The 14,555-nt window shown below is 34.2% G+C and carries 3 protein-coding genes and 1 pseudogene; all 4 read right to left on the bottom strand.

Translation table 11 applies throughout. The features are described 5' to 3' along the window. Positions 1 to 5,898 (bottom strand): hypothetical protein (locus ACJROP_RS09415; protein ID WP_406535214.1); only part of this gene is annotated, 5,898 nt, incomplete at its 3' end. A gap of 158 nt (positions 5,899 to 6,056) precedes the next feature. Then, positions 6,057 to 13,202, bottom strand: coding sequence for an Ig-like domain repeat protein (locus ACJROP_RS09410; RefSeq protein ID WP_406535213.1), 7,146 nt, complete (start codon positions 13,200 to 13,202; stop codon positions 6,057 to 6,059). A gap of 225 nt (positions 13,203 to 13,427) precedes the next feature. Further along, positions 13,428 to 13,601, bottom strand: coding sequence for a hypothetical protein (locus ACJROP_RS09405; RefSeq protein ID WP_406535212.1), 174 nt, complete (start codon positions 13,599 to 13,601; stop codon positions 13,428 to 13,430). Further along, a pseudogene (locus tag ACJROP_RS09400) lies at positions 13,601 to 14,555 on the bottom strand (hypothetical protein); the annotation flags it as partial. The pseudogene ACJROP_RS09400 and the gene ACJROP_RS09405, both read right to left, overlap by 1 nt.

Genomic DNA, 14,555 nt, shown 5'->3' with positions numbered 1-14,555 from the left:
GGTAGCATTCACAGCATATGAACCAGGAGCCAAATTAACAACTAAACGAGCAACACCATCAGCATCAGTCACACGATTATAAAGCTTGCCATAAATACCAACTTTAATAGCAGCACCCGCAATAGGAATACCATTAGCATCTGTCAAAGTAACAACCCAAGCACTACCATCCTTATAAGTCATAACAAGATCATCCGCAGACAAAACAGGAGCAGATGGAAGGTTGTTTTCTATAATGTTATTAGTACCATCTTCAATAACAGCAGCAGCGTCACCTTTCAAGTTATGTGCGTATAAAGTGTTATCAGTTACATTGGTGTTTACTGCTTTTGCGTAGTATACTGCATATTTACCATCAACAGTAATAGTGTTGTCTTTGATGTCAGCAGCTGCATCTCCATAGAAGTATGAAGATCCAATACCTACACCAATTACTTGGTTAGCATCATCATAATCAGCGCCATTAGCAACAGTGATTGTATTGTTATATGCTTTAAGCATGTCGATTTCAGCTTCGATACCTGCAACTAAAGCGTAGTTACCAGTAGTAGCATAACCTGCAACATCAATATTGTTGTTTTCTACAGTTAAAGTAGCAGCTCCACCCCAATTGGAAGCATAAATACCTGCAATAGGACCTTTGGAAACAGCAGTTAAATTATTGTCTTTAATAGTAACTGTGAATGGTCCGGTCAATTGGATTGGGTATGCAGTACCAGCGCGGTCAACACCAGCAGTAGTGTTCACAATAATATTGTTAGCTTCTACAGTACCAGTTGTGCTGTATATGTCTAAGCTGTAGTAGTATCTTGCACCGTCTTCGGTTGTAGTGTCCATATGGGTAATGTTGTTGCCTTTGATTAGAATATCGTTAGCACCGTGAATCATTACTGCATCAACGGTAGGATAACTGCCAATACCGCCGTTAGTAGTTACGGTTACGCGGTTGTTTGTGAATTCAACTTCGTCTCCGCCTTGGATTCCGACAGCTAAAACTAAGTCTTGATCAATGCCTTCTCCACCCCAGCTGACTGGAACGGCAGGTAAGATAGCATTAATAGTTACGTTATCAACTAAAGCAGAATTACTGTTACGTACTTCTAATCCGTAATTATGGTTAGATCCAGGATTAGTGGATTCGTAGATGATTTCTGAGTTGAATAAAACAAAGTTTTCAGCAGCATTTGCATAAACTGCAATAGCTTCTGCTTCACTAGGAGCAACATAATTAGCAACTACATCACTAATCTCGATATCGCTACCAGTAGCATAGATTAAAGCACCATTGTTATTTGCAAACTCTTTATTAGCGTTTAAAGTGAATCCGTTTATGTTAACTTCATTTGCTGCGATTCTAATAGCAATGTTATCTAAAACAGCATTTTCACCAGTAGCAACAATAGCTCTGTTAAATACAATCATATCAGTTAAATCAGAGAAATCACCTTGGAAGATTAACTCATCAAATGTAATATTGTCTAATAAAATGCCGTTTTCATCGAAGAAGTTATAGAATGTGTCATTAGTAACAACATTAGTAGGAAGGTTATATTCAACAATGCCTTCGCCCTCTTTAATTTCAACAGCACCGTCACCGAATAAATCAGCTGAAATAAGGTAGTTGCCAGTTATTGTAGCATCATCACCTTCAAGGAAAGAAATAGCATAGTGACCTTCAGTGTAGATTGTGTTGTCAGTAATTACAACTTCAGGAGCTGAACCGTCTTGAGCATAACTGATACCATACATGTAGTTACCTTCATCGTATTCACCAATGTTGTATGTGTAGATTGTGTTATCAGTAATTAAAACATCACCAGTTTGTATTTCAATACCTGAGACAAGACCAGTATCATGAGCAGCAGTCGCTAAACCTGTTACGTTGATGAAGTTACCGCTAATTACAGCATCACATGGAGCTCCCATATGGGATGGGAAGTAGATACCAAGGTTTGGACCATTGGAAACTGTAGTGATGTTGTTATCTGTTACTTCAAACTCGGAAGCAATAGCAAGGATTGCATATGCTGAACCTGCTTCATCTTTTCCACCGGTAGTGGATAAGTTGAAGTTGTTGTTTGAAATGGTTAACTCTTCATCATTAATTAGTTCAACAGCATACAAGTAGACGTCTTTACCTGCAGGAGTGAATGTATCAATCATTGAAATGTTGTTTCCATCGATTGAACCTGAAGAACTTGCAACATACAATGCTTGGAGTGTAGGAGTAGTTCTGGCAAGCCTGTTGGTAGTTACATCCAATCTGTTGTTTTTGAATACGAATCCTTCAGCACCGTTAATTCTTACACCGTTAACAGCGCTTAATCCCATTACATAATATTCGTTTTCATATACATCAGCCAAGAAAGCAGGAATAACAACAGTAATGTTATTTCCATTGATTATAAGCCCTTCAATAGGGTCTTCATCATCGAACATGCTAACGCCTGAGTTGACACAGATTGCAGTAGTCACTTCATCAGCAGCATAATCATCGACAGTACTTTCGAAGTAGATAGTGTTGTTTAAAATTTGAACACCATTTGCATATGGGCGTACAGTGATTGCACTAGCAGCTTCATCAACAACATATGCAATATTCATGTTTTTAATGACTGCATTTACACCAGCAATGTCAATCAAATTACCTAAATCGCTGTTAGCAACTAAAGTCATGTTGTCTAAGGTTATACCTTCACCAACAATGATGAATCCAATATCATTCAATACTGCATTATCGCCAGTAATGGTTAAAGCTCTGTCAATAGTAATGTAACTAGCTAAATCAGAGAATTCACCTTGGAAAATCAGTTCATCAAACTCAATACTCTCTAATAAATTACCATATTCATCGAAGAATGAATAGAAATTATCTTGAGTTACGATATTGGTTAAACAAGGAGGAAGGTTATCTCCAAGAGTTACATCTGCACATTCACCTGGGTCGATTGAATCGTCACCATATAAATCATGAGCATATAATGTATTTCCTTTAACATTTAAACTGGTTGCATTGATTACAGAAATTGTGTATTTACCTTCTGTGTAAACTGTGTTGTTCTGGATATCAAAGGAACGGTCACCATACATCCATTGAGCGTAACTTATACCGTACATGTAAGCGCCATCATCATATTCATTTGCATTGTAGGTATAGATTGTGTTATTGTAGATTTGAGCATCCCCGTTTTGGATTTCAATACCTGATACCAATGCCCAATTATGGGAAGCATCAGCATAACCTGTAACATTTATGAAGTTATCTACAATTACAAGTTTTGAATCTCCACCGAACATACTTGCTACATAAATACCTAAGTTAGGACCATTGGATATGCTTGTAATGTTGTTTCCTTTAATGATTACTTCAGATTCAACACCTTGGAATGCGTATGCTGTTCCAGCAGCTACTTTTCCACCACTAGTGGACATTATGAAATTGTTATATGAGAAGGTCACATTGGTATTGTGGCCAAAGTTAATTCCATACAAGTAATTGTCCATTCCAGCAGGAGTCATTTCATCAATCATGTATATGTCATTGTGGTCGACTAATGAATCAGAACAGCCAATGATGTAAATAGATTGAATTGTAGGATAATCAGCTGAATAGTCATTAGTTGTTGAATTAATAACGTTATTAGTAAATACAAGGTTGTCGCAGTCTTTGAGCCTTACAGGATTTACATTATTTGAACCCATCATGTAATAATCAGGGTCATAGTTGTTTACATATACACATGGCAATTTTGTAGTAATGTTATTTCCGTCAACTAAAACATTTTCAGTATCAACAATTTGAAGAGCAACAGAAACCAGTGCATCGTCAGTTACATGGCTTTCGAAGAATATTGTATTGTTTAAAATCTTAGCGTCATTACATTTGATATCAATAGCAACACCCATTTCCGCTCCGGTAGTGAATGAAACATTTAGATTAGTCAATTCGACACCGTCAGAATCATCATCAGCACCAATCAATCCGCCAGCAATTCCTTCATCTACAACGAAATCATCTGCAATGAAAGTTAATTGGTCTAATTTGACATCATGTGCCATGATACTGATTCCCATATTATTTAAGACCGCATTATCACCAGTAATTTTGATAGGACTTGTAATTATTATATACTTATCAGGAAGAAGATCAGAGAATTCGCCGCTGAAAATTAACTCATCGAATTCAACAGTATCCAACAAGAAACCATCCTCATCGAAGAATTCAAAGAAGTTATCTTGGGTTACGACGTTGGCAGGTACTGGCTCTACATAAGCACCATGATTGTTTTCTATAACTGTATTACCTGAAGCTTCACGAATATAAACTGTGTCATCACCTTCACCGGTAGATGAAACTAGGTAATTATCAGTGATAGTGGTATCCTCTGCCTGCAATAGATAGATTGCGTATTGGCCTTCGGTTACAACTATATTTCCTTGGATATCATAGTTGTGTCCATCCATTAATGCTTGAGCATAGCTTATGCCATAAAGGTTCATGCCCTCTTCAAAGCTGCCAGTAACGGATTTGGTTGTAATTGTATTGTTGTATACGCGGGCAACATTGTCCTGCAATTCAATACCTGATACCAATCCCCAGCTGTGGTCAGTTGGAAGTCCAGTAATATCAATATTATTGTTTTGAACGGTAATTTCAGTGTCACCATAATAATTTTGTGAGTATACTCCTAATGCAGGTCCGCCGCAATTTGCATAAAGATTATTTCCGTCAATTACGACACCTTCATACGGTCCGGTTAATTGAACAGGATAGGAAGTTCCTGCATTTTCACTACCACCAGTGGTTTCAACGCTAATATTATTTCCTTTAACTAAAACATTATCAGAGTAATACATATCCAAAACGTTTAAGTAATTTGCTTCACCTTCAGGAGTGATGAAATCACTTTCTTCAAATGTATTTCCTATTACATTAACATTATCACAGTATTCCATCATTACACAGTCAAGGGTTGGGTAATCACCATTACGGTCAACTACATTAGCAATGAATGTATTGTTAATAATGTCCAAACCATCAACTGATTTAAGTCCAGTATTCAATACCAAATCTGTTTGAAGACCAGGCTCACCTTTATTATAATCCACATTCAAGATAGGTAGATTTGCTATAAGAGTATTTCCTTCTATCAAAACACCATTAGATTCAGCAATTCTCATTGTATATTCATAATATTCCTCAATACTGGAACCAGTGAATTGAATATTTGAGTTTAAAAGCTGGAAATTATTTGCATTTTCAACATAAATGCCATAAGCATCACCATCAGGAGTTGGAGCATAATTGACGGTCAATCCATCAATAATATTGTCATCACCAGTTACATAAACAATTGCTCCCGGACTCATTCCATTATCTACATCTTCCAGATATTTTGAAGATGTGAGGGTTAGTCCACTAAGTTGCACATCACCCTGCAAGATGATTCCAATGTCCTGAAATTCAGCTTCACTAGCATCTATAACACAACCTCCATCAATGATCATGAATGAAGGAAACTCATCAGCAGTAAATACTCCTTGAAGTCTATAAGTTCCAGTACAAACGGTACCGCTATCAAATCCACGTTCGCGGAAATCATCAGGAGTAAGAATCTCATAATCATCACTTAGCACATCATTATCACTTGATGCACCAAGTTTTACATTTGAATTATCATTTACATTATCATCGATAGCATTACCGCTTGATGAAACATCCGTAGCGATATCACCATCGACTTCTATTTCTTCAACAGAAGAAGCTATTTCATAACTTCCCCCATCATCAGCAACCGTTAAATTATCAACAGCTGCATCATCAGCCGCATTTACAGCTCCAAAAGTCAGAATGGCCAGTAAAATTATACTAACCAATAGAAGTTTATTTAATTTCAAAATTAAAATCTCCTTTTAATTTAATTTAATTATAAAATGATATTCAATAAAACATGAATACTGTTATTATTTATGTGATAAAGAAATATTTAAAATTTATCAGAAAAATTTGATTTAATTGAAATTTAAAAAAAATAGAAAAGGGATGAAGATAATCCCTATTTTTTAATTTTTAAAGTCCTTTTAACAGTGGACTTGCCGAATTTAATAGTCATTTTGTATTTGCCTACTTTTAATTTTTGTTTGATTTTAAAAGTAGCAACACCTTTCTTATTGGTTTTTTTAGTGTATTTTTTGCCTTTGATTTTTAAAGTTACTTTTTTATATTTAATAACCTTGCCAGTATATTTTTTCAAAGTAACTTTGTATTTATAATATTTTGCTTTCTTCTTAACAATATTTTTAGCTTTAATTACATGTTTTACAATGATCTTATTTTTAACAGAGTTGCCATTGAATTTAATTGTAATTGTATAGGTGCCAGGTTTTAAATTAATTTTAAGTTTTGCATAACCCTTAGCATCAGTTTTAAGCTTGTAGGTTACTTTATTTACATTCATTGTAACAAGTTGATTCGCACCTACAGGATTACCGTCATCACCATAAACACGGACTGAATAAGAGTATGCATCACTGTAACTAATTTTTATATCTTTATTTAATTGAATTCTTTTAATAATCTCAACATTATTAAAGAATTCTTCACCGGTGACCGGATTTTTACCGGAAATACTATGTACACCAACAGCTAATTTATTATTAAGTTTTAAAACACCATTTTCTAAATCTACATCTTGTGATTTTCCATCAACCAAAATTGAAATATATTTTGTAGATATGACTTTTCCACTATTATCCAAGAATGTTGCTTGGAAATCTAAACCACTATTATATCCTCTAGCCATATTAGATGATACGACACTTTTTAAAACAGTGAATTTAGAAGTAACTTCCTTTGAACCGTATTTATCAGTATGATTGAAGTAAACAACAACATCATAACTACCTACAGCCAAAGTTAATTCATCAGTAGCAACTTTACCATCTGCATCACTAGTCAATATATATTCTTTGCCGTTTAATTTAACAAGCACACTTGCATTAGACAATGCTTTTCCATCAACATCCCTCAAAGTAGCAGTGAATACACCACTATAATAACAAATTACTTCAGGAGCAGATATATTGACAGCATCTAATTCAATAGTTATTATTTTTTCTAATGATTTGGATGCATAGTTATCATCTCCGGAGTAAACGATTTTAGCATTATAGCTTCCACTGGCCAAATTGGTAGTGAAGGATACTTTTCCATTTTCAACAGTTCCAGTATGATTTTTGCCATCAACATTCATAAGCACGCTACCGGTTGCATCAGAAGGCAAGGTTACATCAATAATAGATCCATCCAAACTAGTATCAATACTAAATTGACTAGATTTGCTTACAGTAATATTGCCAGAAGCAGTAGCTTGGAGGTAATTAGAATCACCTAAATATGTAACTGTAACTGGATAAGTACCTGCTTTTAGATTTGGAACAGAAATATTGCCTTTAGAATCTTTGATTGTAGCTTCATAAGATTTTCCATCAACGGTCATATTAACTTTACCTGTTGCATCGGAAGGCACATCGAGATATACAACTGCAGTTTCACCATACTCAACAGCAGGAATGCTTATTGTTAATTGTGTAGTGCTCTTATTAACATTAAATGTTGAATTAATTGTTTTTCCATTATATTTGGCATCACCATCATATTCAATTATAACAGTCTTGTCACCTGCGGTTATACCGGAAATGCACACAGTAGCTTTACCCTCATTAACAGTAGAAGAATTGCTTTTACCATCTACTTCAACAGTAACGGTACCTGTGGCATCAGAAGACAGAGTGACATTGAATACAGCAGTTTCGCCATAAGTGATATTTTGAGTAGCTACATCCATTACAACATCAAATTTATTTACTTTGAATGTTGCATATTTGGTAATTTCAGAATATCTTAAATCTCCATTGTATGTTACTTTTACAGTATAATTGCCAGCAGGCAAACCTGAAATAACTTTAACAATGGTTGTATCTGAAACATTCTCATCATATGTAACTTCATTAACAATGATACTGACTGTACCAGTTGCATTTTCATTTAATGTAACAGTTATTGTTTCATTTTCACCGAAACTTATGTTTTCACAGGATACTTCTAAATTGGAATCTTTTAAACTTGTGTAGTTTAGTGCATAAACTTTATCTGCAGCATTGATGTAGATTGTTCCATTCTCATCCATAATTGGAGTTCCAGTTATTTCACTGCCGATTTTAGCTTTCCAGAGCATATTTCCTGCACTATCAAATGCATAAAAGCTTTCACCAGCGCCGAAGTATAGGTTATTGTTGCTTCCAATTAGAATTCCGGAAGTAACTGTTAAATCACAGAATTTTGATTCTCTACCATCAATAGTATCATAGACATATAACTCTCCATTTGCATTTACAGAGTATAGTCCGATTTCAGAGTCTAAGAACAATTGTTTTCCAACACCTCCAGTTACATCAGAAGACCATAATTTAGAACCGGATTCGCTAAATGCTACAATTGAATTATCCAAGAAGGTATAAACTATATTTCCATCGCCAACAACAGCATATCCTTCATTAATTATTCCATTTATAGAAGCTTTAATCTCTTTAGAATTAATATCAACTATCTTGAACCCATCATCACATGGAACAGCAACTAGATAGTCATTGAGCATAGTTGGTGCAGCAACAGGATTTGAGCCCAATTCAATGATAGTAGGGCTTCCACCATTTTCCCATAATCTGTAAGGAATAATGATTAAGTTAGGATTATTGCCAGCACCTCCTTGACCAGAAATGTAAACATTACCATTTGAATCAACTATAGGTGAAAATGAACTTGATCCTTGATAGATATTAGAATGTCCATATCTTTCTCCGGTAGTTTGATTAATGAAATATAATGTATCATCAGCCCTAGGGGCAATTACAACATCACGGCTAAGTGCTATTCCTGCAAAATTAGTGCCTGCATCTTTAGATTCAAAAGTCCATCTTAGATTACCATTATTATCAAAAGAGTATATCTTATCTTTTGTTGTAACATAAATATTGCCTTCACTGTCAATAGCCATGTTACCAATGATTTCATCAACCACAACAGACCATTTAATCTCACCATTAACAATTGTATCATATGAGGATTTTCCAGTGTGTTTAATATCTCCACCTTCGTTAGCCCATTGTGCTTTATCCCAATCCAATACTTCAAATGTAGTTGAGTTTTCAGCAGTTACATAATTATTCCCATTATATTCTGCAGTCACAGTATATGTTCCAACAGCCAAATCAGCATAGGTTAATGTGACTAAACCTGAAGAAGGAACGTTTTTAGTTTCAGATTTTATTCCGCTTACAGTTATGGTTCCTCCAATTCTTGCAGGCAATCTTATTTCAATTACTTCATCATTACCATATTTGATATTATTAGAAACAATAGTGAAATCAAGATTTGCTTTAGCTATGTTGAATGTTTTGTTTATAGATGCATTTTTATAATCATTACATCCGCTGTAGAACACATCAACATATTTATCATTACCAGCATCGATTCCGGAAAGTTTTACAATAGCTTGAGAATCTTTAATAGCGCTTGTATTTGTTTTTCCATCAATGGTTACAGTAACATTACCGGTTGCATTACTGTCTACTGCAACAGTTACAACAACATCCTCGCCATAAGTGATATCAGGAACAGTTACGTTAACAGTTGGAATAAACTTAGCTACTTCAAATCTGCATTTATCTTCACTAGACAAGTATTTTGAATCTCCGCTGTAAACAGCCCTAACCACATAATCTCCTCTCTGGACATTTTTGATTGTGAATGTTTCAAATGCGTTGATTGTTTCTTTTACACCATTCACATAAACATCAACAGTACCAGTTGCATTATTTGAAAGACTTATTGTTACAATCACATCCTCATTTAATTCAATATCTCCAATTGAAATTTTAGTGATAGATTCCAATTTATTAACCACTAGAAGAGCGGTTTTAATAACTGATTCATATCTCTCATTTCCGGTGTAATTTGCTTCAATAGTGTAATTGCCAGCAGAAAGATTATCTATTGAAAATGTTGCTTTTGAATCTGAAATTTCTGCAGTTTTAGTGATATTTCCAACTTTAACGGTTATGTTTCCAGTTGCATCAGATGGAACATTAACCACAATATCTGCTGTATCTCCAAAAGTGATTTCATCTGCATCAATAGAAACTTCAGGAGTTGATTTCTTAAATATGAAATTAATAGTTGCATCAATACCATTGAAGCTTCCAGTAAGAGATGCATTAGTCATCTGAGTCAAAGTGAAATAGGTGGTGGCCACTCCATTTTCCACAGTTATTTTTTCATTAGAACAAGTTCCATTAACAGCAGTCAGAATCAAATCAAAACTTGGCATGTAACGAGAATCATAGTCTGTCACATTTCCATTATTGTCTATTTGTGTGAAAATAAATTGAACTGTAACTTTTTCATTAAGCTCAATTTCATTGCTTAAAGCTGTTGCATTCAGTACCAACCAATACTGTGCAGGATCCCATCCATTTGGCAATTGATTTGATACACCATATACCTTTAAAGCAGGTTTGGTTAGATTATCTGGAGTATTTCCCCACCAGTTATTACTAGCCTGTAATTTTTTAAGATAAGTTTCCCCACCATTAATAACAATACCATTGGTATTCTCATAAGAGTTGTTAATTAACATTGAATTTCTGATTAGTAAAGTACCGGATGAAACGTAAATAACTGATGAGTATTTACCGATATCTGTATTATTGATGAATTTACATGATTCTACTAATGCTGAACAGCTATCTTCAATCAATATTGCTGATCCCTTATTGCCTGAAGTCACGCTATTTCCAATAAATGTACAGTCAGTGATTGTTGCCTTATTCTTTTTAACAGCAATACATCCTGAACTAACTGTATTATTTATAAAAGTTAAATTTTCCACTTCAAATTTGGTTGTTCCAGTCTTATACATCACTAAACCTTTAGCTGTAGAATAAGTTGCTGTGTTATTGATAAATACTGAAGATTTAAGAGAAATTGAATTTGATTTAATTACTGAGCCATCTTTATTTTTAATGAACTTTAAGTTTTCACCCTGAAGAATGCCCGCAGCATCAATATGTATTTTGTATTCATTTGATTCGAAAACACATCCATCCATTATCAAAAATCCACTGTTGGTTTGTGTAATAAGTCTATTTTTAGTACCTGTACTGCCTGTTCCATATTTACAATTTTTAAAGGTAAGGTTTTCAAATTTGACGTCACCGTCTGTAATTGTAAAGCCTTGACCTGTTAGAGTTATTGTTGCACCATTCTCAGCTGTAATTGTTAAATTATAATTTATTGTCAAATTAGATTCACTAAATGTACCACCCATAATCACAATATTTTCAGTCACATTTGCAAGTTCAATCGCTCTTGCTAATGTCTTAACTGGAGAAATTCTAGTTGTCCCATTATTCTCATCGTCACCTGATGGTGATACAAAAATGAATTTTTTTGGAACACCTGCAAAAACTTCGTTACTTTTACTGTTTGATATAGATGGCATTACATAAACATTGGCACTATTGCCTTTTCCTAAATTTAGAGTGAATGTTCTATTTGAAACTGTAGTATTGTAAACTCCATTTACATAAACATCATATGTTGATTTATCTAAAATGTCTGCATCAAAAGAACTTGGATTCTTTAAGTTAGCATCCAGATGGAAAGTCACAAACCCATTAACAGGGTCATCTGCAGTAAGCTTGAGTTTTTCATATACTAATGAATTGTTATAATAATAATTGTCCCTAATCTCAACTACAGAACCTGTAGCTACTCTAACATCCAATACATCTCCAATACGGGTATGATTGATAAATTTATTTCCTACAATCTTTACATCAGGAGATCCGTATGAAAGACCACCATTAATAGCACAAATAGCAGTACCTATAGAAGCACTGTTTTTAATAAATGTGCTGTTATATACTTCAAGGCCTCCTTCATCCATTAAGGAAATTGCTCCTCCACGGCCAGTACCACTAGTTGACAATTCATCTAATGACCAACATAAGTTCTCATTGTTCTCGAATAAACTGTCTTCAATGTGTATGTATGGGGCGTGTAGGTATTTACAAGCACCAATAGCTCCCCCACCATTGTTAGTGGTACAGTTATTACCTATAAACCTAGTGTTGTAAATCTGTAAATAACTATAAGTGTATAGTGCACCACCATTCCAACCTGCTAGATTGTCTATAAAGTCGGAATCATATATAGTAGTGTTAGCACCACCATGAGTATGTATAGCACCAGCCCACCAGAAAGCACTATTCTTATAGAAAGTACTATTATTGACTACCAGTATACCACAGTTATTAATACAACCAGGTTCAGTTCTAGCATAGTTACCTTCAAAGTAACACTCATTAACCTCCATAGATGCACTAGTACATAAACCAGTAGGATCATCCTTAGGATTGTAAACACTCAAACAACCAAAATCAGTAGTACAGTTAATAAAGGTACAATTAGTCATAATGACATTTCCCTTCTTAATATAAACTATGCTTGAATGACCAAGATTAGTGGATATATTAGTAAAGTAACAATTTATGAATGCATTATTATCTACATTACCGCCCATCTGCAGGAACACACCATCAGGTTGATAGCGTGTACCAATCCATTTGAATGTTACATTTTCCACAGTTATTCCTATACCGGAATCATCATTGACTATTATTGCAGTATAGGTGATATTGCCCGCATCAGGTGAAGTATCTCCAATATATGCACCTGTATTTCCTATAATTTTCACATTATTATTAACTATAATCTGATAATTATCATCTGCAACATCATCAGGATAATAGTTAGTATTTTCCTTTAATCTTAATGTGTAATCTGCATCACTTAGAGAGCAATAATATTGTAAATCATTCCAATCGTTTACAATAATCTCGTTCGTAGTTTCCTCTAGTGTTGAATCTTCACTATTAGAACTCAATACCTCTTGGTTTGAAGATTCAATTTCTTGTACAACATCAACATCTTCATTTAGGGCAGCAGTTTCAATTACACTTGAATCTGTGGCAAGAGTTTGATTGGAATCTTGATTCAAATCACTTGCTGAAACACTGCTTATTGATAATAATAAGATAAATAATGTTATACTTATCAAAAACATCTTATTCAATTTCATTTAATCAACCTTAACAATAAATTATATTGTGCTTATATTTCTTCATACACATATATAAAGTTTTCAAATGCACTTGATAAATTATTAAAAGAAAATAAGTAAGATGGCCAATTAAATTAATAAACTACAGTTAAAAATAGAAAATATAAAGGCTTAAAAGCCTAAAATATTAACTTTGATTGAACTAATTACAATCTGTTGAAATTATTATGTGCTTCTCTTAAATCAATAGCCAATCTGATGTGCAGCCATATCGGTTTTAATACTAAATGACAGCATCAATATCAAATTCAATAGCTTCAGATATGGAAGTGGAGTGTCTTTACCATCTGTCAATTGAACACCAAGACATTCCACACTTATATCCCATACAAAGACATGAACAATAAGTGGTTTCATTAATTCACTTTAATTGTATTGGTTGTCTCGACATATTGGTAATTAGCATTAGTGAAACTTGATGTAATAACATATTCACCAATAGGCAAGTCAATAGCTAGTTTAGCAATACCATCTGAGTTTGTTTTAATATTATAGGTCATGTCATGTAGTGTGACTTTAATAATGGCATTAACAATTGGACTGCCTTTATTATCCTCTAGTTTTACTTCGAAAGCACTACCATCATTATAATCCATTATAAGGTCATTGGCATACATTACAGGACATGCTTTTTCAATAGTGACTATATTAGATATTGTTTCTACGGAATTATAGTATCTATTGCCATCAAATGTAGCGTTAATAACATGTGAACCAGAAGGTAGGTTAATAGTTAATCGTGCAACACCAGAAGCATTAGTCTTACAGGAGTAAACCATGCCATTAACACAAATTTTAACAGCAGCATTAGCAATAGGATTACCATTAGCATCAGTCAAAGTAACAGACCAAGCGCTACCATCCCTATAAGACATAACAAGGTCTTCAGCAAATAAATTAAGATTTGCTTTGTTAACAGTTATAGTGGCATCAACAAACGAAGATTCATAATAATGATTACCATCAAAAGTAGCGTTAATAACATATGAACCTGGAGCTAAGTTAATAGTTAATCTTGCAACACCAGCAGCATTAGTCTTATAGGAGTAAACTTTACCATTAACACCAATCTTTACAGCAGCATTAGCGATAGCATTACCATCAACACCAGTCAAAGTAACAACCCAACCACTGCCATCCTTATATGACATGGCAAGATTACCACCGGAAAAAACAGGACCAGCCTTGTTAACTGTCACACTACCATTAACAAATGCAGACTCGTAAGTATCATCACCTTCAAAGGTAGCATTCACAGCATATGAACCAGGAGCCAAATTAACAACTAAACGAGCAACACCATCAGCATCA

Origin of the sequence: Methanobrevibacter sp., from assembly GCF_045220775.1 — an archaeon.
GTDB lineage: Archaea > Methanobacteriota > Methanobacteria > Methanobacteriales > Methanobacteriaceae > Methanocatella.
This window is presented reverse-complemented; position numbering and strand designations above follow the sequence as displayed.